The 26,752-nt window shown below is 46.2% G+C and carries 26 protein-coding genes; 17 read left to right on the plus strand and 9 right to left on the minus strand.

The genetic code is table 11. The features are described from left to right. The first annotated feature begins 103 nt into the window (after nt 1–103). The 3 genes from ACFQZI_RS05890 (at nt 104) to ACFQZI_RS05900 (ending at nt 3,419) form a co-directional block, all read left to right on the plus strand. The gene (locus ACFQZI_RS05890) at nt 104–475 is read left to right on the plus strand and encodes a response regulator (protein ID WP_377139684.1); all 372 of its coding nucleotides are present in this window, start codon (nt 104–106) and stop codon (nt 473–475) included. A 65-nt stretch (nt 476–540) separates the two neighbouring features. Continuing rightward, nucleotides 541–2,328: a glycoside hydrolase family 15 protein gene (locus ACFQZI_RS05895; RefSeq protein WP_377139687.1), complete on the plus strand. Its 1,788-nt coding sequence runs from the start codon at nt 541–543 to the stop codon at nt 2,326–2,328. Nucleotides 2,329–2,330: 2 nt separating this feature from the next. Then, a complete protein-coding gene (locus ACFQZI_RS05900; protein WP_377139689.1) occupies nt 2,331–3,419 on the plus strand; it encodes a mechanosensitive ion channel family protein in 1,089 nt (362 codons plus the stop codon). Nucleotides 3,420–3,476: 57 nt separating this feature from the next. Here the strand turns inward: ACFQZI_RS05900 and ACFQZI_RS05905 are convergent, their stop codons facing one another. Next, the gene (locus ACFQZI_RS05905; protein WP_377139691.1) at nt 3,477–4,514 is read right to left on the minus strand and encodes an NADP-dependent oxidoreductase; all 1,038 of its coding nucleotides are present in this window, start codon (nt 4,512–4,514) and stop codon (nt 3,477–3,479) included. 125 nt (nt 4,515–4,639) lie between these two features. Here ACFQZI_RS05905 and ACFQZI_RS05910 point away from each other — a divergent pair, with 125 nt between their 5' ends. Beyond that, the gene (locus tag ACFQZI_RS05910; RefSeq protein WP_377139693.1) at nt 4,640–4,978 is read left to right on the plus strand and encodes a winged helix-turn-helix transcriptional regulator; all 339 of its coding nucleotides are present in this window, start codon (nt 4,640–4,642) and stop codon (nt 4,976–4,978) included. 58 nt (nt 4,979–5,036) lie between these two features. On the opposite strand, the gene ACFQZI_RS05915 is transcribed toward ACFQZI_RS05910, so the two are convergent. Then, on the minus strand, nt 5,037–5,948 hold the full coding sequence (locus tag ACFQZI_RS05915; protein ID WP_377139695.1) for a helix-turn-helix domain-containing protein: 912 nt from the start codon (nt 5,946–5,948) through the stop codon (nt 5,037–5,039). 83 nt (nt 5,949–6,031) lie between these two features. Next, nucleotides 6,032–6,850, minus strand: a complete 819-nt coding sequence (locus ACFQZI_RS05920; protein WP_377139698.1) for an SDR family oxidoreductase — start codon at nt 6,848–6,850, stop codon at nt 6,032–6,034. A gap of 278 nt (nt 6,851–7,128) precedes the next feature. Here ACFQZI_RS05920 and ACFQZI_RS05925 point away from each other — a divergent pair, with 278 nt between their 5' ends. Next, a complete protein-coding gene (locus tag ACFQZI_RS05925) occupies nt 7,129–7,713 on the plus strand; it encodes a hypothetical protein (protein ID WP_377139701.1) in 585 nt (194 codons plus the stop codon). A 614-nt stretch (nt 7,714–8,327) separates the two neighbouring features. On the opposite strand, the gene ACFQZI_RS05930 is transcribed toward ACFQZI_RS05925, so the two are convergent. Beyond that, nucleotides 8,328–11,849, minus strand: coding sequence for an ABC transporter permease (locus tag ACFQZI_RS05930; protein WP_377139704.1), 3,522 nt, complete (start codon nt 11,847–11,849; stop codon nt 8,328–8,330). A gap of 252 nt (nt 11,850–12,101) precedes the next feature. Further along, nucleotides 12,102–12,593 carry a cupin domain-containing protein gene (locus ACFQZI_RS05935; protein WP_377139707.1) on the minus strand — a complete coding sequence of 164 codons (492 nt, stop codon included), beginning with the start codon at nt 12,591–12,593 and terminating at the stop codon, nt 12,102–12,104. 410 nt (nt 12,594–13,003) lie between these two features. Between ACFQZI_RS05935 and ACFQZI_RS05940 the strand changes: the two genes are divergently transcribed. From ACFQZI_RS05940 to ACFQZI_RS05960, 5 genes are all read left to right on the plus strand, one after another. After that, entirely contained in the window at nt 13,004–13,195 is a 192-nt protein-coding gene (locus ACFQZI_RS05940) for a hypothetical protein (protein ID WP_377139709.1), read from the plus strand. A gap of 283 nt (nt 13,196–13,478) precedes the next feature. Then, nucleotides 13,479–14,582, plus strand: coding sequence for a sensor histidine kinase (locus ACFQZI_RS05945; RefSeq protein ID WP_377139711.1), 1,104 nt, complete (start codon nt 13,479–13,481; stop codon nt 14,580–14,582). Beyond that, complete coding sequence (locus tag ACFQZI_RS05950) at nt 14,579–15,283, plus strand: LytR/AlgR family response regulator transcription factor (RefSeq protein ID WP_377139714.1); 705 nt, start codon at nt 14,579–14,581, stop codon at nt 15,281–15,283. The genes ACFQZI_RS05945 and ACFQZI_RS05950 overlap by 4 nt, the downstream gene beginning before the upstream one ends. Nucleotides 15,284–15,419: 136 nt before the next feature. Beyond that, the gene (locus tag ACFQZI_RS05955; RefSeq protein ID WP_377139717.1) at nt 15,420–16,217 is read left to right on the plus strand and encodes a CPBP family intramembrane glutamic endopeptidase; all 798 of its coding nucleotides are present in this window, start codon (nt 15,420–15,422) and stop codon (nt 16,215–16,217) included. Nucleotides 16,218–16,281: 64 nt separating this feature from the next. Then, a complete protein-coding gene (locus tag ACFQZI_RS05960; protein WP_377139719.1) occupies nt 16,282–17,451 on the plus strand; it encodes a serine hydrolase domain-containing protein in 1,170 nt (389 codons plus the stop codon). Between the two features lie 249 nt (nt 17,452–17,700). On the opposite strand, the gene ACFQZI_RS05965 is transcribed toward ACFQZI_RS05960, so the two are convergent. Genes ACFQZI_RS05965 through ACFQZI_RS05980 form a run of 4 tightly spaced genes read right to left on the minus strand, consistent with a single transcriptional unit; the run spans nt 17,701 to nt 20,934 of the window. Further along, nucleotides 17,701–18,147 (minus strand): DinB family protein, encoded by a 447-nt coding sequence (locus tag ACFQZI_RS05965; RefSeq protein WP_377139721.1) that lies wholly within the window; start codon nt 18,145–18,147, stop codon nt 17,701–17,703. Between the two features lies 1 nt (nt 18,148). Next, nucleotides 18,149–18,880 carry an SDR family oxidoreductase gene (locus tag ACFQZI_RS05970; protein WP_377139723.1) on the minus strand — a complete coding sequence of 244 codons (732 nt, stop codon included), beginning with the start codon at nt 18,878–18,880 and terminating at the stop codon, nt 18,149–18,151. Further along, a complete protein-coding gene (locus ACFQZI_RS05975) occupies nt 18,877–20,064 on the minus strand; it encodes a branched-chain amino acid aminotransferase (protein ID WP_377139726.1) in 1,188 nt (395 codons plus the stop codon). The genes ACFQZI_RS05970 and ACFQZI_RS05975 overlap by 4 nt, the downstream gene beginning before the upstream one ends. Nucleotides 20,065–20,088: 24 nt before the next feature. Further along, the gene (locus ACFQZI_RS05980) at nt 20,089–20,934 is read right to left on the minus strand and encodes a GNAT family N-acetyltransferase (protein ID WP_377139729.1); all 846 of its coding nucleotides are present in this window, start codon (nt 20,932–20,934) and stop codon (nt 20,089–20,091) included. 66 nt (nt 20,935–21,000) lie between these two features. On the opposite strand from ACFQZI_RS05980, the gene ACFQZI_RS05985 reads away from it, so the two are divergent. Genes ACFQZI_RS05985 through ACFQZI_RS06015 form a run of 7 tightly spaced genes read left to right on the plus strand, consistent with a single transcriptional unit; the run spans nt 21,001 to nt 26,719 of the window. Beyond that, nucleotides 21,001–22,401, plus strand: coding sequence for an aminotransferase-like domain-containing protein (locus tag ACFQZI_RS05985; RefSeq protein WP_377139731.1), 1,401 nt, complete (start codon nt 21,001–21,003; stop codon nt 22,399–22,401). Nucleotide 22,402: 1 nt separating this feature from the next. Further along, nucleotides 22,403–23,224, plus strand: a complete 822-nt coding sequence (locus tag ACFQZI_RS05990; RefSeq protein ID WP_377139734.1) for a helix-turn-helix domain-containing protein — start codon at nt 22,403–22,405, stop codon at nt 23,222–23,224. 47 nt (nt 23,225–23,271) lie between these two features. Then, nucleotides 23,272–23,766 (plus strand): YbhB/YbcL family Raf kinase inhibitor-like protein, encoded by a 495-nt coding sequence (locus ACFQZI_RS05995; protein WP_377139736.1) that lies wholly within the window; start codon nt 23,272–23,274, stop codon nt 23,764–23,766. A 2-nt stretch (nt 23,767–23,768) separates the two neighbouring features. Continuing rightward, nucleotides 23,769–24,635 (plus strand): ketopantoate reductase family protein, encoded by an 867-nt coding sequence (locus tag ACFQZI_RS06000; RefSeq protein WP_377139739.1) that lies wholly within the window; start codon nt 23,769–23,771, stop codon nt 24,633–24,635. Then, on the plus strand, nt 24,608–26,056 hold the full coding sequence (locus tag ACFQZI_RS06005) for an amino acid permease (RefSeq protein ID WP_377139742.1): 1,449 nt from the start codon (nt 24,608–24,610) through the stop codon (nt 26,054–26,056). The genes ACFQZI_RS06000 and ACFQZI_RS06005 overlap by 28 nt, the downstream gene beginning before the upstream one ends. After that, entirely contained in the window at nt 26,053–26,595 is a 543-nt protein-coding gene (locus ACFQZI_RS06010) for a DUF1572 family protein (protein ID WP_377139745.1), read from the plus strand. The genes ACFQZI_RS06005 and ACFQZI_RS06010 overlap by 4 nt, the downstream gene beginning before the upstream one ends. Further along, on the plus strand, nt 26,567–26,719 hold the full coding sequence (locus tag ACFQZI_RS06015; RefSeq protein WP_377139748.1) for a hypothetical protein: 153 nt from the start codon (nt 26,567–26,569) through the stop codon (nt 26,717–26,719). Before ACFQZI_RS06010 ends, ACFQZI_RS06015 begins: the two co-directional genes overlap by 29 nt. The last annotated feature ends 33 nt before the right edge of the window (nt 26,720–26,752 follow it).

Here is a 26,752-nt window from a genome sequence, read left to right on the forward strand (position 1 = left end):
TCATATAACACGAAAACTTTGATTTGTTTTAAGAGTTATTTTTTTTCTTAGAACGATAAAATGTGATTTCATTTATTTAATTTGCGTTCCTACCATCCTACCTATGAGAAAAGTAATACTTATAAGCCCCGATGACACGGTTGTTCATCTGCTTAAATCAAACAGCCAATTTTTAAATATCGAACCGGAAGTGATCTGCTGCTCTGCTGATATACTGAACCAGATGAAACAAAGCTCGCCGGAGCTATTGATCATTGATTTTATATTAAATGATGACAACGGCGGAACGTTATGCCACCAGATAAAATCGGATAATGAGCTGCACGACCTGCCGATCATCTTACTATCAGAATATACATCTCTGGATCCCATTTCGGCAAAATTTGGCTGTAGTAACGTTATTACCAAACCTGTAAACCTGCATGAATTGAAGGAAACAATTAACAATTTGCTGCAGCCACAAGCCGTTCATTAATCAAAAAACATTTTTAGGTAACAATTATAAACTATTGTTGTTGGTATGATAATTTATAATTGTTCATGGAAAAACATACTTATAGTACCGGCATTATAGGGAACTGCGCCTTTTTAGCTCACGTAAACACTAATACTAACATTGAATGGATGTGCTGGCCACGGTTCGACAGCCAGTTTATTTTTGGCGGTTTGCTTGATGATAGAAAAGGAGGCGAGTTTTCTATTAAGCCCTTAGGCGAATTTACTTCGAAGCAGTACTACCTCGAAAATACCAATGTACTGCGTACCGAAATAACTTGTGCCAACGGTAAATACCGCGTAACAGATTTTGCGCCGCGGTTCCTCAAAAACGGGCGTTACTATAAGCCCCTTATCCTCATCCGTAAAATTGAGGTACTGGAGGGTAACCCAAGAATAAGTGTTAAATGCGAGCCGGTTTGTGATTATGGGCAAAATAAATGGGACAGGCAGTTTGGCAGCGATTCCATTGAGTTTACAGGCTGCGATGAACGGATGACGCTTACTTCAAATATCCCGCTGAGCTATTTAGAGGATGCATCCTTCTTTTCTCTTAACGAGACCAAATACCTGCTGTTAAACTACGGCTCTGAGCTTGATAAATCGTTAACAAGCATGGCCGAAGAATATTTACGCGAAACTATTGATTACTGGCGCCTGTGGATCAAGCATTCAACAATTGCCGGCTTTTATCAGCCATATGTTGTCCGTTCGGCACTGGCGCTAAAGATCCATCAATATGAAGATACCGGGGCTATTATCGCGGCCAGCACCAGTAGCTTGCCTGAGTTCCCCGGCAGCGGCCGTAACTGGGATTACCGCTACTGCTGGCTGCGCGATACCTATTACGTATTAACATCGCTTAACCATATAGGCCATTTCGAAGAAATGGAGCGATATTTCGGGTATGTAACCGATATCTCTTTTGGAGACAAGGAGCATTTCAGATATCAGCCGCTATACAGCATAACCGGTAAAAAAGACCTTACCGAGACCATCATGGAACACTTGTCGGGTTATATGGGTAATGGCCCGGTGCGTATTGGCAACCAGGCGTCAGAACATATCCAGAACGATATTTATGGCCAGGTGCTTATATCACTGTTGCCGCTTTATACCGACCACCGCTTTATTTTTAGCGAGCGTAAAGACTCTGACAAATGGATAGCTTCCATCTTAGGTAAAATAGAACGGACTATCGACGAAAAAGACGCGGGGATATGGGAGTTTAGAAATATAGCGCACATCCATTGCTATAGCAACCTTTTCCAATGGGCAGGTTGCTGCGCGGCCGAAAAGATCGCTCTTACCATCAATAATGACGAACTTGTTGAAAAAGCGCGCGAATTAAAGGCGCGCGCAGCCGCACATATAGAAGCATGCTACGACCCAGAACGCAAGGTTTACACCCATGCTGTAGGCAGCCCGCATTTAGATGCAAGCACATTACAGCTTATTATGATGAACTACCTTGATCCTGCATCGCAAAAGGCAAAAGATCATTTGATAGCTTTAGAAAAAGAGCTTAAGACAGAGGGAGGCTTATTTTATCGTTACATACATACCGATGATTTTGGAAAACCCAAAACCACCTTCCTTATATGCGCGTTCTGGTACGTTGAGGCGCTTGCCTGCGTTGGGCGGCTTGATGATGCCACCAGGGAGTTTGAAAAATTGCTCAAATACTGTAACCACCTGCTTTTATTTAGTGAGGACGTTGACGAAGAGTCTGGCAGCCAATGGGGTAACTTCCCGCAGGCCTATAGCCATGTAGGCTTAATGAATGCCGCCTACCGTATTGCCATGAAGCTTGACAGGCCAATATTTTTATAAATATGGAAGAGCAAATAAATTTATGGTCTAAAACATTATCACCCTGGTTGTGGAATATTATTGTTATCGCCTTTATATTATTTATTGGCTTTATCATAAAAGTGTTTGTTAAAATACTGCTTAACTATTACAAGAATAAAAAGGAGGCGGAGTATTCACTATTACGGTCGTTAGTTACACACCTTAGCAGGCCGCTAAACCATTTTATACCGCTGCTGGTGGCTAACATCATGTTACCATACCTAGCTTTAAGAGAGGTTTATGACGGTGCGTTCAGAAGATGGCTTGGCATTTTTTTGCTGATATCGTTTGCAAGCCTAGTGATGAGTTCCATTAGGGTGCTTGAGGATTTTATTTACTATAAATACGATTTTAATAAGGCCGATAATCTCAAAGAACGTAAGATACGCACACAGCTGCAATTCATCAGGAAGCTGGCTACCGTACTTATTATTTTAATTACACTCGCCCTTATACTATTGAGTTTTGATAATGTGCGCAAACTGGGTGCCGGGCTTTTAACGGGGGTGGGCATAGGAGGTATCATTATTGGTTTTGCAGCGCAGAAATCATTAGGTAATCTATTGGCTGGTTTCCAAATAGCTTTTACGCAACCCATACGTATTGACGATGTGCTGGTGGTTGAAGGCGAATGGGGGCGGGTAGAGGATATTACACTTACTTACGTTGTGCTTAATATATGGGATCAGCGCAGATTGATCCTGCCTATTAATTACTTTATAGAGAAGCCCTTTCAAAACTGGACCAGAACCACCTCTGAAATATTAGGTACGGTGTTTTTATATGTAGATTATACAGTGCCTACTGACGCGCTGAGGGGGGAATTGACCAAACTGTTAGATGCAACCGATCTTTGGGATAAGCGCGTTGGCATATTGCAGGTTACTGATGCTAAAGAACGTGTTATTGAATTACGTATGTTGGTTAGCGCCAGAAATTCATCGCAGGCTTTTGATTTAAGGTGTTATGTAAGGGAGAACATGATACAATACATACAGGAAAATTTCCCCGGCAGCCTGCCTAAAACAAGGTTTTTAAAAGAGCCCGAAAACGGAACAATAACCTCATAATATACTTAATGCGGGCGCAGCCTATATGAATGGGGGCCGCGCCCGCTATCAGTTGGTCTATTGTACAGTTAATACGATTTTACCTTGTATGCTTCCTTTTTCGGCCCGTTCATGAGCCTTATGTGCATCGGCAAGTGTAAAAGTGCTGTCTACGGCAACCCGTATGGTACGGTTATCCAGCAAGCCACTTATTTCTGCCAGTTGCGCGCCGCTCGAACGAACCTGTGTGGTAGAGAAGGTGATGCCAAGCTTTTCGGCTTCTTCGCTACCGCCCGCGCCAAGCCCAAACACCGGGAATAACGCTCCCCTACGTTTTATGGTACGTAAAAAACGGCCGGTAGATGGCCCGCCGATAGCATCAACTACCAGATCAACATCACGAATAATATCCTCGGGGGTAACTTTTGTATAGTCATAAAATTCATCAGCGCCAAGGTCCATCAGGAACGCTTCATGCCTGCCTGAGGCTATCGCGATAACGTGAGCGCCTTTCCATTTAGCAAGTTGTACCGCAAAGTGGCCTACACCACCGGCAGCACCGTTAACCAGTACCCTTTTACCTTGCAGCGGAACGGGCTCGTGCTGTTTAGGCTGAAGCGGGTTAGGCACATTGTGCCCTTGTGCTATCATAAACTGCCATGCGGTTAGTAATGACATGGGCGCGGCGGCGGCATGCACATGATCGAGGCCGGCAGGCTTCAGCGCAACTTCTGAGGCAGGGGCGGTTACATACTCCGCGTAAGCCCTGCTATTTCCCAAAACCTCACCCGGAAAGCGTACCATCGAATAAACCTCGTCTCCAACCGAGAAATCCTTAACGTCATCGGCAACGGCCTCTATAACGCCCGAAACGTCGGTGCCCAATATGATGGGAAAGGGCAGCTTGGGTTGCCACTCAGGCGGCAGTATCTTAAATCCATCGCGTAAATACCAATCGGGTGGGTTAAGGCCTACTGCATGTACCCGAATGCGGACTTCTCCCGGCCCTATGTCCGGAATGGGTGCATCTTCGTAACGTAATACTTCGGGGCCGCCGAACTCGTATTGGCGTACCGCCTTCATTGTTCCTTGTTTATCTTTAGCTTGTGATTCCATTTTTATCTTTTATTTTTTAACAAAGTTAGATCTATTGTTTACTTTTGGCAAGTATGTACTTTTTTGTATCCTACATACTAAAAAGTATGTATTATTGATTATCAGTTGTTTGTATAAATATAAAGATGAAAAAAAAGCAGGAAATACCGGAATGTATTCAAAGGTGTGGTGTAGAATATGCTTTTAAGCGTATAGGGGGGAAGTACAAGGGACGCATCCTGTGGCATTTGGGCTTACAGTCCGTATTGCGTTACGGTGAACTGAGCAGGACACTGCCTGATATAACAACCAAAATGCTCACCCAAACCTTAAGGGAACTGGAAGATGATAACCTGATCATCCGTAAAATGTATCATGAGGTGCCGCCTAAGGTAGAATACTCATTAAGCGATACAGGGCGCGAGCTAATGCCATTTATAGAGCATTTACATAACTGGGGTAAAAAACAACTGGCGAATGAATGATGAGCTGACCTTACACCATTTTTACGGAGGTAACAGTTTCATATAATCATCGAATGGCTTAGTTGAGGTTACGGAATTCTACCGGAGTTTTACCTGTTTTTTGTTTAAAAAGCTTGTTGAAATACTGTGGGTATTCAAACCCTAACAAGTAAGCAACCTCGGCAACAGACTTATCGGTACCGGTCAGTATATTCTTTGCTTCCTCAATAAGGTAATAGTGAATGTGGTCTTGGGCATTTTTGCCTGTTTCTTTTTTGAGAAGGTCGCTTAAGTACCCCGGCGAAAGGTTGACTTTATCCGCAAGTTTTTTTACGGTTGGCAGGCCCTGCTCTTGAAGCCCGGGTCCGCTAAAATAGTGGCGTAGTATTTTTTCTACATGCATTACAACGGTGCTGTTCACACTTTTTCTTGTAATGAATTGTCGCCCGTAAAAGCGTGCGCAATAATTTAACAGCAACTCGATATGGGATACAATAACGTTTTGGGTGTGCTGGTCGATGTTCTCGTGTAATTCATTATCCAGATTCTGTACGCAATCATAAAAGATTTGTTTCTCTTTTTCAGACATATGAAGCGCTTCCCATACTTCATAAGAGAAAAAGCTGTAGTCGTTCATTTTATCCTGAAGAGAAGTGTTTCTGATAAGATCGGGATGGAAAAATACGCCCCACCCTTCTTTTTCGGTATAAGCGCCTATATCTGTTTCCATTTCCAACACCTGATTTGGCGCTATGCACATGAGGCTGCCGTGATTAAAATCGATTACTTTACGGCCATACCTTACATTATTACCATCATACCGCTTAAACAATAAACAGTAGTAATCTCCGGATATCCTGGTGTTTTCTTCTACACTTTCATCAACATCGCTAAAATCCACTACTGCAACCAGCGGGTGCTTAAGGGGCTTATCTATATTAAAGAATTTATATACGTCGGCTATCTCAGAAAAATGGAGGGATACACTCATTGATTTAATTGCTGATTATTAAAGTTAAAGATTTATAATAAAAACACAGGGCGCTATAACACGGCAGCCCCGTGTTTTTTTAATTATGCAAGTTTAAACATGTCCTTAATGCCTTGGAAGAAAGTTGCATCATCAGTTTCTGTGCGTTGGGCAATTACGTTTTTTGCATCTTCGCCGGCGGTGTAACGTAGTTTGCCGGTACCATCCGTAGCCGCTTCATATATAACGTTTGCAACTACGCTGGCAGTAGAAGCATTTTTAAAAAATGCGGGCATCCCTTCGTTAACTTTACTAACAATATCCTGGTATTCGGTCATTGATTCATCGTTACTAAAATCCAGCGAGCGGCCGGCAAAATCGGTAGCTATGGCACCTGGTTCAACAATTTTGATTTTGGCGCCAAATTGTTCCAGTTCATAACTTAAAGCTTCTGAGATACCTTCTACGGCAAACTTGGTGCCGTGGTAAAGCGTTCCCAAAGGGAATGCCATTTTACCGCCTATAGAAGAAATGTTGATGATAACCCCGCTTTTATTACCGCGGAAGTGTGGCAATATGGCCCGCGTTACATCCATTAGCCCAATTACATTGGTATTGAACTGGCGGATAATGCTTTCTCTCGAAAAAGCTTCGAGAGGGCCGAAAGCGCCATAACCGGCGTTGTTCACTAAAGCATCTATCTTTCCAAATTTCTCAATTCCTGTTGCTATGGCTTTCTCGATAGAAGCCAGGTCAAGTACATCCAGCTGGGCAAGCAGTAGGTTTTCCTGCTCATTTAACTCTGTTTCGTTTTCGGGGTTTCGCATGGTAGCAATTACGTTCCATCCTTTTTCCAGGAATAATTTAGCGGTGGCTTTACCAATACCGCTGCTTGCACCGGTAATTAAAATTGTGTTTTTCATGTTGTAATTATTTGATGAAGTAAAGGTCGGTGCAAACGGAGGGCAGCAGATAATACAAATTGGGGTAAGTTGTATACTTATTGCGGTTAGGCTTACACAGGAACAAATAATTAAGGGCGGGCGCCTACCTGTAAGGTAATGTATGTAGTTGGTACAGCTTACTTTGACGCTGATAGGAATGATATTAGATTAAAAAAAAATCTATCGCTTTTAACTTAAGTGAAAAACCGGTGGTCATTATCAAGCGACATTTGGGTATTAAAGTAAGAATATAAATCATGAACGCATTAAATCAATCTACCGGTACTGTACCAAGTGAAGCAGCCGGAACCGCAAAATCATTACGTAAATTATATTTCGCACGGGTAGCGTTTTCTGTAATATGGATCACGCTTATAGTAACCGTTGGCAAAACGAACAACACACTCGAAGAAATTTTATTTGTTCTTTACCCTATATGGGATGTCATTGCAACATTTGTTGATATTAATGCCAATCCACCTGCATCTAACAAAATTCCGCAATATGTAAATGTGGCAATTGGCACGCTAACAACTATCGCGGTCATTATTGCCCTGCAAAGCGGCATTCCTACTGCATTAGTGGTATTTGGTGTTTGGGCTTCGTTAACAGGCCTTATTCAGTTTATTATAGGTTTGCGCCGCAGAAAAATGTTTGAAGGCCAATGGCCAATGATCCTTAGCGGTGCGCAATCTCTCATAGCGGGCGGCTTTATCATATTACGTGCGCACATGCCCAACTATGGCATAGCCTCATTGGCAGGATATTCTGCATTTGGTGCATTTTATTTTGCGCTGGCTGCAATACGGTTAGGTAAAACCATAAAAAGCACCAACGTATAAATTTAAAATAACTTAGTTATAGTAACGCCGCAGATCAACCATTTGCGGCCTTGCATACCCGGCGAAGGTATGTACCAGGGCACTAAAGATATGATTGTAGCCCGCGCCTCTAATGCTCATTGCAGCAGAAGTACGGCCAGCGAAGGAGAAAATAAGCGGGAGCAGTTAAAACAAGAACGCCTTAAATGCATCATTTAAGGCGTTTCTTTTGTTTGATATGATAATCAGCGGAGAGTTAGGGTTCAGAACCCATGCGCTCTACGCTTTACTGATGCTGTTTTTGGCAAGTTTTTCAAAAAGACTCTACGAATGACGCAGTTTCTTTTGTTTTGCCTTATGGCGGAGAGCGAGGGTTCAGAACTGTCGCTCTTATATGTTTATTATCAGTAACTTACATTTTAAAAAGTACCTTACTCTACGAATGACGCAAAATAGCAAGTTTACTCTAATTGTTACCTCAAAGATAAGAAAATATGTTCTATTTAAAAAGCCGGCACATAATTATCAGATTTAAATTCACTAAAGCGATAGTAACGGCTCAGCTTAATGCAAAAGATAATATTCCGGCATCTCTTCCTATTTTACCAAAGATGTATCGAATGCCTTCGTTAGTTCTAGTCTATTCTCAAACTCTTGACGGGATTACACAGTGCCGCCTTAACCGATTGGTATGCGACAGTCACAACAGCTATAAAGATTGCGATCAAACCTGCTCCAGCAAAAATCCACCAACTGAGTTGTATCCTGTAGGCGTAGCTATTCAACCAATGATGCATGGCGTACCAGGCCAAAGGAAAACCAATTAAGAGGGATAATGCCACTAGTCTTACAAAATCTTTCATTAGCATCACGGTGATTCCGGAAACACTAGCACCCAACACGCGTCTAACACCGATCTCTTTTACGCGTCGCTGGGTTGCGAAAGCGGCTAATCCGAATAAGCCGAGACAAGATATTACGATAGAAATAATTGAGAACGTATTAAATAAAGCGCAAATACGTTGCTCGGCTAAGTACAACTTAGACAGATCTTCATCCACAAAACCAAAGGAAAAGGGAGCGTTTGGATAAACTTTCTGAAAAATGGACCGTAATTTTGGCAGCAACGTCTCGACGTTTTCCGGTCGGGATCTCAACACCAGATAGCCGCCGTTGTTGGTATGCTTCATAATAAGCGGCTCGATTGGCTGTTGTACGGGCTTAAAATTGAAATCTTTTACTACGCCGATTATTATGCCTTCGTGCCCTTTACTGCTGATCTTTTGTCCTACCGCGGTTTCCGTTGTAAAGCCCATTAGCAATACCGCTTTCTCATTTAAAACATAATTAGCTTGATCGCCATCTACATTGTCATCGAAGCTTCGTCCGGCAAGCATATGCATACCGAAAGTTTTTACAAAATTGCCGTCTACACTGATATGCGGAAAAAGGATCTGCAAGCGAGGGTCTTTTCCACTCCAGGTAACATCATTAGTGGCGGAGCTGAGGTTAGTAGGTAGTTGATTGATCAAACTGTAATCGGTGATATCTGCATTCTGCTTCAAAGTCGCCTTTAAGGCCTGATAGTTGCTTTGTAAGTCTCCAGTTTTAGGCATTTCCAGGTAAAGCAGGTTTTTTTTATCAAACCCCATGTCCCGGCTGCGAATAAATCTCAGCTGATAGTTAACGACGATGGTGCTCACTATCAAAACCACCGCTACAGCAAATTGAAAAACGACCAGCCCATTGCGTAAATAGGATTTCTTTCCGTCAAAGATCCTAAGGCCCTTTAGTACCTTAGCAGGATTAAACGAAGACATAAAGAATGCCGGATAGCTACCTGAAACTATTCCGACAAATGCTGCTAGGGCTAAGAGGCTTCCAGCTATTTTAAAGTTTAACAAATCGATCGTTATTTGTTTGCCAGAAAGATTGTTGAACAGTGGTAATAACAACCACGCAAGAGCGATTCCCACTATCAACGAGATCATACTTACCAATATAGATTCGCTCATGAACTGTGTGATCAGCTGCCCACGTAAAGCACCTATAGTTTTGCGTAAACCAACCTCTTTCGCCCGGTGCGTCCCTAAAGCAGTGGCTAAATTCATAAAATTGACACAAGCCAGCAACAAAATAAATAAAGCTATCAAGAAGAATATGGTTACATACTGGTTATTGCCTTGTCCATTAACATCCAGCGACAGTGTTGAGTGCAAGTGAATATCAGTAAGTGGCTGTAAAGAAAAGGTACTTTTGGTATTGCTTTTGTCGTTGGCTTTATAAAGAGCATCAGTTTGTTTTTCAAGTACGGCGATAGTTTTGGAATTTGCATTAAATTGGTCATGCACCTGGATATAACTGTAGGCGGAGAAGTTGTCCCAGACATCCGCGTTGGATCGATCATAAAATTCAATAGGTAGTAACAACGTGAATTGCAAATGCGAATTACGCGGGACGTTTTTAAGGATGCCCGTTACCTTATAATCGTGCCCATTTGCGTCGTTGTCGACATGAATAATCTTTCCAATGGCGTTGTCCGTGCCAAAGTATTTTATTGCAGCGATTTCGGTAATGACGACCCCATCAGGACTAGTCAGGGCCTGAGTTTTTTCCCCTTTTAGCAATGGGTAACTGAATACTTCCAAAAAATTTGGATCTGCGTAGAAAACATTTTTCTCAGAAAACTTCTGATTGCCAACGCGTACTACTGTACTGATCGGAACCACTCTTGTGACCGTCTCTACTGCGGGGAGTTCTTGTTTCATTGCAAGTACCACTGGGGGTGGCGTAACTGCCGCGGGTGTTCCGGCTACATTAACGGTTAGCCTGTAAATCTGCCTTGCATGTTTATTAAATTGATCATAGCTTCGCTCATCCTGGACCCATAAAAGAATCAAAATGCTACACGCCATGCCCGTGGTAAGGCCAAACACGTTAAGAAAAGTAAAAAGCTTGAACCTTCGCAGGCTGCGGTAAGCGGTTATGAAATAATTTTTCAGCATAAGAATCCGGTTGGTTTTTTTATGCGAAATTATCGTTGCGACCTCTATTCGCTTGCTCACATTATAAAATGGGTAATCTTTTCTCATTTCCGCTTTGAAGTCAGCCGGGCTTTTTCCTGTACTTTGTTTAAACACCCGTGTAAATGAGCTTTGAGAATTGAAGCCAGATTCGTAGGCAACTGCGATCAACGTCATACCGTCATACTTCGGATCTTTAAACTTGGCTATGACGGCCTGAATGCGAAATTGATTGATAAAATCATTAAAACTTTTCTTCAGGCCAGTATTGATCAGGCTTGACAGCTCATGGACGGTCATCTCAAGTTTACCTGCCAAAGACTCCAGGCTCAGATTCGGGTCTTCATAATAGCGGTGGGTTTTTACTTCATTTTTGATCCAAATGGCCTTATGCCTGATATCGCCCTGTTTCGTTGGCCGCAATAAGGGCAAATTAAGATAGGGTAGAAGGTTTTGCGCCTTGAGGTGCGCTTGTGCGGCCAGCCATATCAGTCCGCATAGGGTAGCTGCAGCGACCGCGTAATCGATAGAAATTATCCATTGGATCTGGAATAAATAAAAAAGTACGCAAAGTGCAAACCGCAGAACACAAAGTACGCTGATCATAATCAGCAAATTACGAAGCCAAGTTAGTTCATGTCGATACCGATCGCCTCCAATAAATTGTCGGCTGTTATAAAAATCTCTGATGAGCTTTTGGCTTAGTGTAATATAACTTAAAGCAGAAATGAGTGAGAGCGATTGCAAGGTCAGACTCAATAAGACGCTCGTGGATCCCGCCCGTAAGATTATTTCTAAAAATACCGGACTAAAATGCAACAAGTTTCGTCGTTTGAAAGGTATATCAGGATTAACTAGTTTAAAAACATAAAAGTAGATCAATGGACCGAATGCCATGGAGAACTGCGGTGACGTATACACCTGCATCGGCCAATTATTCAAGTGTTCATTGCTGACATATGCATCGTGCGGCAGGAACAAGACCGTAGTAATCACTGCCAAGCCCAGATAAACATTTGCTGAACGAGTAGAACGCTTAACAAAGAACAAAAGCGATACGAGTGGAATACTAATGCAGGCCAGACAGACGAATAACGCGCCGTAGAAACTAATATGAACATTATACGATTCCAATGTCTTGCTTGGTCAACCTACGTGCCATTTTTACAACAGCGTGATCTTGAGTAAACTATTGTTAATATATAATTAAAACTGTTCGAAATCGAACAATTATTGTGCGTATTTAACTTTATTCAATAAGAGTTTTTTCAAGGCTATCAACATGGGCTCGAAGCCCAGACTTCAAATCCTTGAAAGGAATATTTGATTTTATTTTGCCATTTACCGCAACTTAGCTATTCAAAAGTAAAACAAATCACAGAAAAACTAAATAAGCTGGTATTGCAGAATGGCAGTTACTTCCGGCGTCAATAAACGTACGTCATGCGGAATGTAGGGCGGAATACTCAAATAGTTCCCGGGGCCTAGTTCAAAGACATTTCCCCCAACTGTGCACACACAACGACCTTTAAGGATAAAAAAGCTTTCCGTATAGGATTCATGAGTCTCCTCAGCTACATCTACTCTAGTAATCACCAGCGTTTGAACTATCTTATCATCCCTCCGGAGCTCTCGCATAAAAATAATTTTGACGGGTTGTTCAGGTATCAACGGATCGATGACCTCAAGCCAGCTCAAGTGATTGGTATACTTATTTATTTCTGGTAAACTCTTTATTTTTAATCGTTTACCATCGAATCCCAAGCTGCCTAAGATCTTTTCTCTTATTCCTGTTGGCGGCTCTTTAGCCCTAACGTCGCCTGAGAGTCTCTCCCAAGCTTCAAAATTTGTTATACTTGAACCTTTCGCGCGCGCCATGAAAATAAAGTTACAAAAAGTAACTATTATGAATCAATTATCTTTAGGTGGAGGCCAATATTTGATCTTTGATAAGAGGAGATGTTTTGATACATTAGGTCGCGTTTCCTTCACACTGAACGGTGGACTTACTGGAACCCATTAGAACAATGAAAATTAAAGTACTACCGTCTTCTTACTTTTTACAACATTCCTGCTAAGTGCTTACGGTGAAAATAGGTCGTTCTCAAATTTTTTATTGATGCAACGTTAATTATTAAATTGTTTCTCTAAACTATCTCCGACCCGGTTCAGTGGTCGACCTGAAACATTGGGATCGCTTAAAACAATTCAAAGTAACTGACTTTTTGGATGGCCCACACCATCCAAACAATAGAGACATAGCAGTCCAAAAACAGCGTCTATGATAAATGACCGTCCTGATCGGTCTGTGTATACTAGCTTTCTTTGTAGCTAAAACAAGCCTGCTGACAGAAAACGGCAGCCCTGTACAGAGCACAGCCCTGCAGGTTTATAACCCGGAGGACTACTTCGTTTATGCCGACAGCGGTAACACTGATGGGGCTGCATTCAAACGATTTGATACAATTCCAACGATATAGTATTCCCAGTCACTTCGAGCTAGCGAACACAAATTACGAGCCTTTAGAATCAATGTATAGTCGGTTCTAGAAATAAGCAGGCGTTTTTCAATTCAGAACTTTGTTTAGTCAGGAGGGGTAGAGTTCTGAACAGAAACTTATATGTTTTGATGAAAAAGGAATGCGATAGGATATCTGATTAATCTGTTGTAGTTGGAAAAAAAAACCTGTTTGTTTGCTTTTTTTTGCGTTCGTGGTTTTTAATTGATATGACCGCTTAAAAAAAGCAACTTTAGGCATGTCAATGTCCCATTCCAAATTTTTGCTTTACCCAGACAAGGGTATACGCTGGTTGCAGCATGGTCTGTTTTGGCTGCTGCTGCTCGTGTTGCGCTTTTACCTCACAAATGTCACGTTTAACGTCTACGGCGGTTTTCCTATAAGCCGCATGCTTTTACTTAACACCTGTAGCACCGGCGTTATTGCGCTGTTTTATTACACCCTGATTTACTACCTCTGGCCAAAGTATTTTGCCAACCATAAATATGTTAAAGGTGTATTGCTGATTCTGATACTTTTAGTGATTTATACGATCTTGGACGCTATTGCCGAGAAATTTCTGATCAGCAGTTGCGCGCCTTGTATGGAAAGGTTATCTAAGACGGAACTTGGCTACTTCCAACTGATGAGTTCCGATCTAAGCAATATCGTCCTCATTCGCGTCGTCACTTTTGGTACGCCATTTTTTCTGCTGCTCACCTTAACCATCCCGATCAGTATTAAGACGGCCTTGAATGCCTACCGCAGCAATATGAAAAGCGTAACCCTGGCGAAAGAAAAGCTTGAACTGGAACTCAACTTTCTCAGAGCGCAGCTGAACCCGCATTTTTTATTTAATTCCATGAATAATATTTACGGGCTGATCATTACCGGTGATACGGTACGGTCTGCGGGTCTGGTGTCCCGCCTGTCCGAATTGTTGCGTTATATGCTTTATGAATCCGAAGGGGACACGATGCCGATCAGCAAAGAGGTGAAGCTCATGGCCGATTATATTGAACTGGAAAAGGTAAGGTTAAATTTTACAAAGGTGATGTTTAACCAGCCATCAATTCCAGATGACGTTGGAATTGCCCCTTTACTGCTTATTCCACTGATTGAGAATGCGTTCAAATTTACGCCCGACGAACCGGGCGCTTTTATCGATATTGCATTAACGGTCGCGCCTGAGTCGATTAAATTTGAAATAGAGAATAGCATTGACCCGGCGAGGCCAGAGGCCATGTCCGGCGGTATCGGCCTGGCCAATATGCGGAAGCGGCTCGAGTTATACTATACCGACCGCTATCGTTACGAAGTAAGTGCTAGTGGAAATACTTATTTGGCAAATTTATGTCTTAGCCTATGAAAAAGATCAATTGCATGGTCGTTGATGATGAGCCGATCGCGCGGGATATCCTGCAAACGTATATTCAGCGCGTTCCAGAATTAGAACTCGTTAAAAGCTGCCACAACGCCACTGAAGCCTATGAAGGGCTTTACAGCCGGAAGGTCGACTTGATTTTCCTGGACATTCAGATGCCGGTCATTACCGGTACGGAATTCATGCGCTCACTGCGGAATCCACCGCTCGTTGTCTTTACGACGGCTTATCCCAACTATGCAGTGGAAGGCTTCGATCTCAATTCCGTTGATTACCTCTTAAAGCCGATCACCTTTGAGCGCTTTTACCAGGCCGTACAGAAAATCAGCGAAAGAATGGCAATGAAACATATCCGTTTGCCAGAGACAGAACATCAGCCGGACTGCTTGTTCATTCGCCAGGATAACAGGCTGCTGCGTGTGGAGCATGACCAAATATTCTATATTCAGGCCGAAAGGGACTTCAGTTCGGTTTATCTAAAGGAAACAAGGCTGTTCGCAGGAATGCATTTGAAACTATTCGAAGATCTGCTTCCCCCCAAGCAGTTTCTCCGGGTGCACCGGTCATATATCGTTAACCTTAAAATGATCCGGGCGATCAAAGGCAACGTCATTGAACTGATGAATGCTGAGATTCCAATTGGAGCAAGCAACCGGGAAGAACTTTTTCAAAGGTTACAACTTTGAATCAGCAGGTTATCTTACGATAGGCAGCAACGATATCGCTAGCCCGGGCTGTTTGGTTGCCAATTCCCATCGGTTCGTCGATTTTATTTTTCCGCCCCGTCGAAAGACCGTCTTTTTGTAAACAAAAGGATGGAAAATGGAAAGGAAAAAATTGATTGATCAATTGCCCGTTTGGCTAAGAGTAAGCGTTTATTTTATAGTGATTGTCGGAGCCGCTTATATTGGTGGAGTCATCCCTACACTCGACAGCGTCTTCTATTATTTTGGGATCGCAATGCTTTTGAGCTTATTGTTCCTCAAAGCGGAAGTTAAGCCGTTAACCAGCCTCGGATTTGTGCCTACGTGTGCTGCCGATTGGAAAAACTTCTTCCGCGGGCTGCTGATAGGTATATTGGCCTTATTAACAAGTGCCGGGCTTACGATCTGGTTGAACGGCGGAAGGCTGGTTTTTACCGGCCATGTTGATCCAGTATATCTCCTCATATTGATCTTTATTCACCTCTGGTCGTCCTTTGCACAGGAATTCACCTACCGGGGTTATCCCTTTCAACGTTTATTGACCGCGTACGGGCCCTGGGTCGCTCAACTGGCGGTTACGCTGCCATTCGCTGTGATGCATCTGAAGCTGAATTCGAGCGTAACCTGGCAGCAGTTTTTAATGACATGGCTGACCACCGGCCTCGGATCGATACTATACGGGATTTGTTATCTCAAGACCGGCAAATTGATCTTATCTATTGGTTTGCATTTTGGCTGGAACGTGGTTCAGGCACTTGTTCCCCGCTCGCCGGAAGAAGGTAAAACTATGCTTTTTGCGCTTGTGCAGGATGCCCGTGATTATCACCCGTTAAATGTGCTGCTGCCTTATCTGGGCGTTACAGCCGTCATGATGTTCTTTATCTGGAAGTCAAATTGTCTGCAGAAGGCAAAATAAGAACCTGAATCGTTACTCATAAAACAACCAAATGGAACTTAATAGGTCATATCTTCGGTATCCCATGAACATTAGAATTAACGCTATAGCACTCATAAAAAGGCCGGTAACAATGCTTTTTAGTTTTGTATACCTGATGCCGTTATATTTCCTGAACAGTCTGATCTGCGCCGGGCAGGTCCGGCTGGTAGCGTCAGATAACCCGCTTCATTCCCGGCTGGATTCGCTGGTCGACAGGTACGTTCAGCGATATTTTCAGGATAAAAGAGCGGTGGGACTTTCCATTGCATTAGTGCAGAACGGCAAACCGCATTTTTACAATTATGGGGAGACGAAGGCCGGTAACGGGCAACGGCCCGATGAAAATACCATCTATGAGATCGGCTCTACGACCAAATCATTCACGGGGATAATCCTTGCACAGGCCGTGTTGGATAAAAAGATCAACCTGGAAGATGATATCAGAAAATATCTTAAAGGTGCCTACCCCAATCTAAATTATAAGGGTACGCCTATACGGATTAAAGATCTAAGTAACCACACTTCAAGGATCACAAGGATATTCCCCAACATGTGGGAACGGCCCACCTATGATTCACTTAACCCCTTGTCCAATTACTCGAGAACGCTTTTATATGAAGGACTGCATCACATGAAAATGGATACTCTTCCGGGCAAAATTTATGCTTACTCCAATATGGCCGTTGCTTTACTGGGTACAATACTGGAAGACGTTTATCGTCAGGATTACTTTTCGCTGGTATCAAAAAACATCCTGAAACCGTATCAGATGAGGGATACACGGATCAATATCGGATCACTTCCGTCAGGCCGGATTGCGTGGCCGCATAATGAACAAAGAAAGTCGGTTCCGCTTTGGGATTTGGGAGAAGTTCCTGCGATGGGGGCCTTAAGATCTACCACTGCTGATCTGGTTAACTACATCAAAGCTAACAATGCCGAGGCGAACCGGGCCATTAAGCTTTCCCATCAACGAACCTTCGGTTCCGATCAGGAAGGTATGGGCCTGAACTGGTTTATCCATAGCGGTGCGAATGGCTACCGTATACTGGAACATGGCGGCGGTACCGGTGGCTCCCGCAGTTCACTGGATTGTTTCCCTCAACTCAGCGCAGGTTTGGTTATCCTTACCAATAGCCTCGCTAACCGAAATGACCTGGAAAAGGACTTGGTCGGCATACTGGCTGAACAGCCAAAAGCTTCAGAAAAGTAACAGGTGACCCTAGTGCTATCACGTACCAAAAATTTATACGGGATAGTGCAGGCAGCTCTAGATGCTGGTAAGAGACGAAATCATATCCGCTAAGCGATTCTTGTGCGCCTTGTGCCATCCTCGATGAAACCGAATCTTGTTTCAAGGAAGGCTTCAAAAGACCATAATCGCCATTGTTTTTTTGCAGTTTCTATTTGTAACGTACTTCTAATAGTGCGTAATGGTCGTCGAAAGTCTCCCTTCAGTTGATTAATGGTCCAGAAAACGACGGTGATAATTGACCTGCCCTAAATGATAGCTCAGGTGCATGGCCAGGTGTAACAGGAAATATTCGGTCGTCATATCGCCCGTGCCCACATCTTGTGGGTAAGGGCCCTTCATTTGGTCCTTACGCAACGCTTTAAGCGCGGCATCAACGATTACTATCGTGCGGTCTAGTTGTACGATTAAAATGCTTCTGGGTACATCTTTGCTGGCGAATTCTGCCGGACGGTCACGGACATAGTCCGTGCCGCCGAGTATGGCGCCGATATAGGTATTCAGGTTGCCGATGAGGTGAAGGGCCAGGTTCCCGACGGAATTGGCAATGTCTTGATCGACACGCCAGATATTGGGCTCGGCCTGGTAGGCGTTCAGTTCTGTTCTTAGTTTTTCGAGGTCACGCTTAAAAAGTGTGCGTAAAGTTTCGTTCAGCATCTTATTTTCCTCCGGTCAGATCAATAAAAGTTCCGGTAGTGTACGAGGCCTTGTCCGACAGCAGCCAAAGGATTGCTTCGGCGACCTCTTCGGGCCGGCCACCGCGTTGCATCGGGATACTGTCTTTGATCCGGTCCACCCGGCCGGGTTCTCCGCCGTCGGCGTGGATGTCGGTATAGATGAAGGCCGGGCGGACGCCATTGACGCGAATATTTTGGGCGGCGACCTCTTTGGACAGGCCGATGGTCAAAGCTTCCAGCGCAGCTTTGCTGGCAGCGTAGTCGGCATATTCATGTGGTGCGCCGGTCTTTGCGGCTAAAGACGAGACATTCACGATCGCGCCGCCATGGGACATTCTTTGAATGGCTTCACGGCAGCATAGGAAAGGGGCGATCGCATTCGCGGTAAAAATGCGTTGCAGTCGTTCGCTTGCAATGTCCGCAACGGTCGTTTGGGTTTCCAGTATGCCCGCGTTATTAACCAGGCCGTATAGTGGCGGGAGCAGGCGGTCTACCTCAGCGAACAGGTGCAGTACACCGGCTTCGGTACTCACATCTGCCTTTATGGCCTCTGCCGTGCCGCCATGTTCGCGGATCTCGGCGACGATCGCATTCGCGGCTTCTGCGTTATGATGATAATTGACGGCGACGGCGTAGCCTTGCCGGGCAGCCATCTTTGCTGTAGCGGCGCCAATGCCTCGACTGGCGCCGGTAATGAGCAGCGTAAGGTTCATTCTGCAAGTTCGGCTTTTTCCGGACTGGCTACAAGATGATTCCAACCATAACGGTCGGGTAAGCGGCCGGTACGGATGGCATTGAGTTCGTCGCGTAAGCTGGCGGCGATACCATCGTTGGGCGTGACCGGGAAATAGCTTTGTCCCAGAATGTCGATCTCACGGATTTGGGTCAATACCGCGGCGGTACCCACGCCAAACGCTTCGATCTCAGCTCCATTTTTGAAAGCGGTCTCCAATTCCTGGTAACCTATCGGCCTTTCCTCGGTGGTCATCCCACGATCTTTAGCCAGGGTCAGGATACTGTCCCGGTTCACGCCATCCAATATGGTGCCGTTCAGCGGTGGCGTGATCAGTGTACCGTTGATCGCGAACATGACGTTCATCGTACCCGATTCTTCGATGTAGCTGTGCGTATCACCGTCCGTCCACAATACCTGGTCAAAACCGGCTTGACGGGCCAAACGGGTAGGAAGGAAAGCTCCGCCGTAATTGCCGCCGCATTTGGCGAAACCGGCGCCACCTTTAGCCGCACGTGTATATTCGGTCTCTACTTTGACTTTAACGGTTCCGTCATAATAATTGGCCATCGGCAGGGCCACGATCATAAATTTGTATGCATTGGCTTCCAGCACGCCTAAGCGCACTTCGCTGGCAATGACTATAGGGCGCAAATACAGGGAATTGCCGGTAAGACCGGATACCCAGCCCTCATCCAAACCCACGAGCGCGTCAAGCGCTTCATAAAATAGTGCTTCAGGTACGGCTGGCATACACATCCGTTCCAAAGAGCGATTCAAACGCAGCAGATGTTTGTCCCGGCGGAAAATGCTAACGCCGCCATCGGCCACGCGAAAGGCTTTCATGCCTTCGAAGACGGTCTGTCCATAATGCAGACACAGTGCTAATGGGCTGATGAGGAATTCGCCGAAAGGCTTCACTTCGGCGTTCGTCCATTCGCCATTCTGGTAGTCGGCGGTAAATAAATGATCCGTCGGGTTAGGCCCGAACTGGATATTGGTGAAGTCATAAGCCGCTAAACGGCTTTTGTTCGTTCGTATTACAGGTATATGCATCGTTTTATAATTGAATTTCCATTTTAATATTAGCCCGCTCATAAGGCGTATCACCCAGCGGTATTTCCCGAAAGCCGCATTTGCGATACAGGTCGACGGCTTTGGCATTGGAGATACTGTTCGAATGCAGGATCAGGCGGTCGATACCATTTTTTTGGCCTGTTCCATCGCGGAGCGGATCAGGAACCGGCCGATACCGCGGCGGCGCTGGTCTTCAGCTACGGCCATTTTGATCATTTCCCATTCATTCCCATGGGGCTGCAAAGCGACCGTGCCGACCACTTGACTATTTTCGACCGCGTAAAGAATAACACCGCCCCGGTCGATGATGGCTTCCTGCGCGTTCTCCAGTACATGCCTATCTTCAGGTTCAAGGACGTAGTCTTTAAGTATCCAGGTCTTGTTTAATGCTTCAAAGTGTCGGAGATAAGCTGGCTCATTGAATACGATGGCGACCGGGAGCAACAAGGGTAAATAACGTTCTTGAATAATGTTCAAATGGTGCAGGGGATGTCCGGCCAAAATGTAAGCGATGGCCAATACCGAAACGCGCTTTTCTGCGGCAGTACCGGTTCGTTTCAGGGCTGCTTCGTCAAACTGCTGAAATAATAACAGTGTCGCCTGTCTTAACAGGTCAAATTCAGCTAACAGGTCATCAACAGTGCGATCGGTGATGTTGATGAATTTTCCGTAGGCCGCTTCATCATAATTAGGCAGCGGCGCCTGTTCATCACGGGCCAGGCATAAAGCCCGGTAGCCCAGGATACGTTCGGTGTCCACGATGTGTTGCAGCATCTCTCTGATCGTCCACTTGCATGTTGCGTAGGTTAGCTCGCCCAATGCTGCAAGGTCTTTTGCGTTGAACGGATAACGGTGTTCCTGTAAAACTTCTAATGGCGGCAGGTCCGCGGTCAGTTTAATGTATCGCTCATGCCAGGGATGGATCTCATGTAGCGTCTGGATATCTTTTTTGGTCATAACACAAAATTGTCGTAAAATTGCCGACCTGTACAGATGCAGAAAATGATTTTTAGACCATAGCAGATGGAGTATTTATATGACCGGATCGCCAGCGAACTGGAGCAGCAGATCGCTCAGGGTGTTTTACGCGTAGGGGATAAACTCCCCTCGCTGCGGATCATTTGCGAACGTTACCGCGTCAGCCAGAGTACCGCTTTGCAGGCTTATTACCAGTTGGAGGCGAAGTCACTGATCGAGTCGCGACCACGCTCAGGCTATTTCGTGCATCGCTCACCCAAAAAGCATTTATCGCTGCCAGGCGTGAGCACGCCGGGGCAGGTTAGTGGCGGCGCTTTGCATGAGGTCATCAGCCGGGTCTATAAAGATATGGGCAGGGACGGGGCAATACCCTTGTCCTTAGGTGTACCCTCGCTGGAACTGTTGCCGGTGGCCAAACTGAACAAAGGACTATTGAAAGCCACCCGCAGTCTGAAAGGGAGCGGGCTGGAATATGAGCAGGTACAGGGCAATGAGAACCTGCGGCGGCAGGTGGCCCGCTTTTACAATAACCAGGGGCAGCCGCTGGCCGGTGAGGACCTGGTGGTCACTTCGGGTTGTATGGATGCGCTGGCCATGTCGCTGATGGCGGTGACCCAGCGTGGTGATACCATCGCCGTGGAAAGCCCGGTTTATTTCGGGAATTTGCAGCTGGCGCAAAGCCTGGGTTTACAGGTCATTGAATTACCGACACACCCGCAAACCGGTATCGAGATCGATGCACTCAAAGCGGTCTTAAACAAAAATATTAAAGCCGTCGTCCTCGTTAGCAATTTTAATAATCCACTCGGCAGCCTGATGCCTGACGAGCACAAAAAGGAAGTTGTAGGATTGATCCAATATCACGGCGTTCCCCTGATCGAAGACGACCTCTATGGTGAAGTTTATTTCGGCACCGAACGCCCGCGTTCCTGCCGTTCTTTTGACGACAGCGGCCTCGTCTTATGGTGCAGCTCTGTCTCCAAAACTTTAGCGCCGGGTTACCGGGTCGGCTGGGTCGCGCCAGGTAAATTCAAGGAAGAGGTACTGCGGCTCAAACTTTACCACAGCATTTCAGCCACTACGATCACGCAGGAAGTCATCGCCGGTTTCCTGGAGACCGGTCGCTATGCACACCACTTACGTGGTCTGCGGCATACTTTGCAAGCTAACGCCCTGCGTTATAGCCGGGCCATCGCTGAGTATTTCCCAGGGGACACCAAAGTGAGCCGGCCGCAGGGCGGGTTTATGCTCTGGGTCGAAATGAATGAAAAAGTGAATGCGGTCACTTTATATGACCGAGCCATGCGCCAGGGCATCAGTATTGCGCCGGGCAATATGTTCTCGTTGCAGGACCAGTACCGCAATTGTATGCGCCTGAGCTATGGCCTGCCCTGGACCGCCAATATTGAAGACGCCTTGCGTCGTTTAGGTAATTTGATCATTTGATATGGAAATTGTTCGTGTTCCTTTAGCCACCCGGTTACAGCCGCAGATATCCGCGGGGGATATCGCTTTTGTCGATTATAGCGATAAGGGCGGTCCTTTCCGTAACCGCGTATTGTTCGACCATTGCGCGATCAGTTTTGTGCAGCAGGGGCAGAAACAGATCTACCGTGCTGGTGGCGATACGATATTAAGGCCGGGGCAGGGGATGCTCATTCCCGAAGGCAATTCCATTATTGCGGAGCATAGCGACACCAACACCTTTTATAGCAGTTTCATCGTATTCTTCCCCGGTCATCTCGGACAAGCCTTTATAGGCTCGTCTGCGAAAGCGACCGAACCGTATCTGCATTTCGAGACCAATGGCTATATCCAGGATTATGTGAGCCATATGCGTTCCCTCATCCAAAAGCAACAGACACTATCTGCGGACCTGGCCAGACTCAAAGTCCAGGAACTACTGACCGCCTTGCACGAGCTGTCACCTGATATCCTCGGCGCTGTCTTGGGTAACCATCAAAACACGTTAAAAGCGGTCGTAGAAAAGCACTTGTTGAGTGCGTTGACCTTAGAAGAGCTGGCTTTCCTGGCGAACCGCAGCCTGTCCTCCTTTAAACGCGATTTCGAAAAGCAATACGAGGTCTCGCCGCAACGCTATATTCGCGAGCGCCGCCTCGAACTCGCCGCTACTGAACTATCCAAAGGCCGGCTAGCGAACGATATTTACCTAGATTATGGCTATGGTCACCTCTCCAACTTCAACACCGCTTTCAAACGCCATTTCGGGCATACACCCGCAAATTGGGCTTCCCGCAATACAAAATGAACGTTTCGCAATAACACCACATAGCGCTCATGCCTCAATTTTGAAGTATGAAAAAAATACTATTCGTTCTCGTTGTATTATGCCATCAGGCATCCGCGCAAACCTTCACGCTGAAAAGTGATGACCTCGGCGGGCAGTTCAGCGAAACATTTACCTGCAGCGGCGAGAACCGCTCACCCGAATTGCACTGGTCGAACGCGCCGGCTGCTACCAAAAGCTTTGCCATCACGATGTATGACCCTGATGCCCCGACCGGAAGCGGCTTTTGGCACTGGGTAATTGTCGATATACCTGCGACCACCATGGCGATCAAGCAAAACAGCTTGCCTGCCGGCAGTTTAACCAGCGTCAATGACACCGGCAAACCCGGCTACCAAGGCCCATGCCCGCCCGAAGGTGATGCCGCGCACCGCTACATAATTACGGTCTACGCAGTGAACACTGCCAAGCTCGGCACGACCTCGACCGCGGCAATGACCGGCTTTATGCTGAATAAAGCCGCCATCGCCAAAGCATCCATTCTTGTTTACGCTAAACGTTAACCATGATCTATATCGTCGGCGCAGGCGCCATCGGCCAGGCACTGGCCGTATTTTTAAAACACACCTTAAAACCCGTCACGCTAGTCCGTCGGGTGAACAGCGGTCCTATCACTATTAAAGTACAATTGTCCGACCAGCTACTGGAAGCAGAGATACCCGTTATCACCTTGGATGAAATAGGTGAGGGGCTTGTATTAGTGACCGCCAAATCATTTGCCAATCCTGACATCGCCGCAAAGCTGACGACCCAAAGCGTTGTCATTTTGCAAAACGGCCTGAACATCGAAAGGTCATTTGACAATGCGCAATTGTACCGCTGTGTCCTCATGGTCACCAGCCAGTTCGATGCAGAAGGAGTGGTGCAATTCAAACCAGTAAGCAACTGTCCTATAGGAACGATCCGAGGAACACAATTACATGAGATCGTTGAAACTTTAAATAACCCTTGGTTCTCCTTTACTGCCACGGAAAATATACAGGAATTAGTCTGGAAAAAGGTCATCGTCAATTGTTTCTTTAATTCCATTTGTCCATTGCTCGATACCGATAACGGCATCTTTCACCGCGACCCGGCCGCCCTCGCTATTGCCAAGCGGGTCATTTCCGAATGCCTTTTGGTAGCGCGACAATATGTTACACTGGAACTTGATGCAGTTATAGATAGTTTGTTGACTATCAGTAAATTATCTGATGGGCAATTTATTTCTACTTTACAAGATATCAAAGCCGGTCGCCCGACGGAACTCGACACGCTCAACGCCGAGATCGTCCGTTTAGCCGGCGAACTGCCCGTCCCTGAAACCCGCCTCTTAGGCGAACTCACCACCCTTAAAGCACAACTATGTCTCTCTGGAAAAAGAAGCCAATAAGCCATATACTGCAAGGCAGTGAAACCCTGCCACGCACGCTCGGCGTCTGGTCATTGATCGCACTCGGTATCGGCGCGGTCATAGGCTCTGGCTTATTCGTCAGTACCGCCACCGCCATCGCTGATGATGCTGGTGCCTCAGTGACCCTCGCTTTTGTGATCGCAGCCCTCGGCTGCGCGCTGAGCGGCTTTTGTTATGCCGAACTGGCTTCGGCCATCCCGATCTCCGGCAGTGCCTACACTTACACCTATGCAACGATGGGGGAGTTATTGGCCTGGATCATCGGCTGGGACCTCATTTTAGAGTACGCCGTGGGTGCCGCGACCGTAGCTATCTCCTGGAGTCAGTACCTCAATAACCTGCTGGTCAATATCCTCCAGGTTTCGCCCATACGTTTTGCCTGGTCACATTCACCTTTCCAGGTATCAGCGAGCGGCGAACATGGCATCCTAAACCTGCCCGCGCTCATCATTATCATCCTGATGAGTTTACTACTCATCAAGGGCACCCGTGAGTCCGCCTGGGTTAACGGCCTGATCGTCATCATCAAAGTCGCGATCGTTTTACTCATCATTTTCACCGGCTGGAGTTTTATTGACCCAGTGAATCATAACCCCTATATACCACCGCAAAGCACTTATGTGGATGAACAAGGCTTTAGCCATCCCTTTGGCGGTATCGGCGGCATACTCGCAGCCGCCGGAACCGTATTTTTCGCCTTTATCGGCTTTGACGCCGTCAGCACAACGGCGCAGGAAACCATCGACCCCAAACGCAATATGCCGGTCGGTATCTTAGGTACTTTGGCCTTTTGTACTGTGCTTTATATCCTTTTCGGCCATGTACTCTCCGGCTTAGCTTCGGTCGAAGACTTCCGCAACGAGGGCCGCGAAGCTTCCGTCGCCTTTGCCATCCACCAGGCCATGCCCGGCTACGATTGGTTAGCCCAACTCGTTACGGTGGCGCTTTTGGCCGGCTTCTCCTCGGTCATCTTAGCCATGTTGCTCGGGCAGTCCCGTGTCTTTTACGCCATGGGGCAGGATGGGTTATTACCCAGCATGTTCGCGCAACTACATCCCAAATTTAAAACACCCTATAAAGCCAACCTGGTCATCATGTTACTCGTTGGCTTGTTCGCCGCATTGGTGCCCGGCAATGTCGTTGGCCACATGAGCAGCATCGGTACGCTTTTTGCCTTCATCCTGGTGAACCTGTCCGTCGTCATCCTGCGGAAAAAAGAACCTAACCTGGAACGCCAGTTTCGCGCACCCTGGGTTCCGTTAGTGCCGCTTTTAGGCATCGCCTTTTGCGGCGCCATGATCTATGGCTTGGGCTGGGCGAACTGGCTGCGCCTGCTGGCTTGGCTGATTCTCGGCCTGATCGTTTATTTTTGTTACAGTAAAAAACATAGCAAGTTATGAACTACCTCGACAGCGCGATCAAACAATTCGAATATTATAAACAATTAGGGGAGAAGACCTTTGCGCAATTACCGGATGAAAAACTTTTCCTGCAGTATAACCCGGACAGTAACAGCATCGCCAGTATCGTTAAACACCTGGCCGGTAATATGCAGAGCCGATGGACCGACTTCCTGACCACGGACGGCGAGAAACCCGACCGCCAGCGCGAAGCCGAGTTCGACAACGACATTATTACCCGCCAAGCCATGCTCACATTATGGAACGCTGGCTGGCAAGTCTTACTGGATACCTTGTGCTCATTAAGCGAAGCTGACCTCCATAAAACCATACTGATCCGCAGTGAACCGCATAGTGTGCTCGAAGCCATCAACCGCCAGCTCGCCCATTATCCCTATCACATCGGCCAGATCGTCTATCTCGGCAAAATGTTCGCAGGCGAATGGACCTCACTATCCATACCCCGCGGCCAGACCGACCAGTACAATGCCGCCAAATTCGCCCAAAACCATGACGATCCCGATCCTGCAAAACGATAAGGTCGCCCTGCTGCCCCTCGAAGAGCAGCACCTCGAACAACTCCAGCGCATCGCCCAAAACAAATCCCTTGCCACCTTTTTAAGGGCCGATAAAGCGAAGATTTACCCGCACGATCGCAACTAACTATCCTGTTGCCGAGAAGACCATCCTTTGCCG

Origin of the sequence: Mucilaginibacter lutimaris (assembly GCF_042676625.1) — a bacterium.
Lineage (GTDB): Bacteria > Bacteroidota > Bacteroidia > Sphingobacteriales > Sphingobacteriaceae > Mucilaginibacter > Mucilaginibacter lutimaris.

Coding starts and splice junctions, on each gene's coding strand:
- ACFQZI_RS05890 (WP_377139684.1), top strand. CDS start 104: ATGAGAAAAGTAATACTTATAAGCCCCGATGACACGGTTGTTCATCTG.
- ACFQZI_RS05895 (WP_377139687.1), top strand. CDS start 541: ATGGAAAAACATACTTATAGTACCGGCATTATAGGGAACTGCGCCTTT.
- ACFQZI_RS05900 (WP_377139689.1), top strand. CDS start 2,331: ATGGAAGAGCAAATAAATTTATGGTCTAAAACATTATCACCCTGGTTG.
- ACFQZI_RS05905 (WP_377139691.1), bottom strand. CDS start 4,514: ATGGAATCACAAGCTAAAGATAAACAAGGAACAATGAAGGCGGTACGC.
- ACFQZI_RS05910 (WP_377139693.1), top strand. CDS start 4,640: ATGAAAAAAAAGCAGGAAATACCGGAATGTATTCAAAGGTGTGGTGTA.
- ACFQZI_RS05915 (WP_377139695.1), bottom strand. CDS start 5,948: ATGAGTGTATCCCTCCATTTTTCTGAGATAGCCGACGTATATAAATTC.
- ACFQZI_RS05920 (WP_377139698.1), bottom strand. CDS start 6,850: ATGAAAAACACAATTTTAATTACCGGTGCAAGCAGCGGTATTGGTAAA.
- ACFQZI_RS05925 (WP_377139701.1), top strand. CDS start 7,129: ATGAACGCATTAAATCAATCTACCGGTACTGTACCAAGTGAAGCAGCC.
- ACFQZI_RS05935 (WP_377139707.1), bottom strand. CDS start 12,593: ATGGCGCGCGCGAAAGGTTCAAGTATAACAAATTTTGAAGCTTGGGAG.
- ACFQZI_RS05940 (WP_377139709.1), top strand. CDS start 13,004: ATGACCGTCCTGATCGGTCTGTGTATACTAGCTTTCTTTGTAGCTAAA.
- ACFQZI_RS05945 (WP_377139711.1), top strand. CDS start 13,479: ATGTCCCATTCCAAATTTTTGCTTTACCCAGACAAGGGTATACGCTGG.
- ACFQZI_RS05950 (WP_377139714.1), top strand. CDS start 14,579: ATGAAAAAGATCAATTGCATGGTCGTTGATGATGAGCCGATCGCGCGG.
- ACFQZI_RS05955 (WP_377139717.1), top strand. CDS start 15,420: ATGGAAAGGAAAAAATTGATTGATCAATTGCCCGTTTGGCTAAGAGTA.
- ACFQZI_RS05960 (WP_377139719.1), top strand. CDS start 16,282: ATGAACATTAGAATTAACGCTATAGCACTCATAAAAAGGCCGGTAACA.
- ACFQZI_RS05965 (WP_377139721.1), bottom strand. CDS start 18,147: ATGCTGAACGAAACTTTACGCACACTTTTTAAGCGTGACCTCGAAAAA.
- ACFQZI_RS05970 (WP_377139723.1), bottom strand. CDS start 18,880: ATGAACCTTACGCTGCTCATTACCGGCGCCAGTCGAGGCATTGGCGCC.
- ACFQZI_RS05975 (WP_377139726.1), bottom strand. CDS start 20,064: ATGCCAAAGCCGTCGACCTGTATCGCAAATGCGGCTTTCGGGAAATAC.
- ACFQZI_RS05980 (WP_377139729.1), bottom strand. CDS start 20,934: ATGACCAAAAAAGATATCCAGACGCTACATGAGATCCATCCCTGGCAT.
- ACFQZI_RS05985 (WP_377139731.1), top strand. CDS start 21,001: ATGGAGTATTTATATGACCGGATCGCCAGCGAACTGGAGCAGCAGATC.
- ACFQZI_RS05990 (WP_377139734.1), top strand. CDS start 22,403: ATGGAAATTGTTCGTGTTCCTTTAGCCACCCGGTTACAGCCGCAGATA.
- ACFQZI_RS05995 (WP_377139736.1), top strand. CDS start 23,272: ATGAAAAAAATACTATTCGTTCTCGTTGTATTATGCCATCAGGCATCC.
- ACFQZI_RS06000 (WP_377139739.1), top strand. CDS start 23,769: ATGATCTATATCGTCGGCGCAGGCGCCATCGGCCAGGCACTGGCCGTA.
- ACFQZI_RS06005 (WP_377139742.1), top strand. CDS start 24,608: ATGTCTCTCTGGAAAAAGAAGCCAATAAGCCATATACTGCAAGGCAGT.
- ACFQZI_RS06010 (WP_377139745.1), top strand. CDS start 26,053: ATGAACTACCTCGACAGCGCGATCAAACAATTCGAATATTATAAACAA.
- ACFQZI_RS06015 (WP_377139748.1), top strand. CDS start 26,567: ATGACGATCCCGATCCTGCAAAACGATAAGGTCGCCCTGCTGCCCCTC.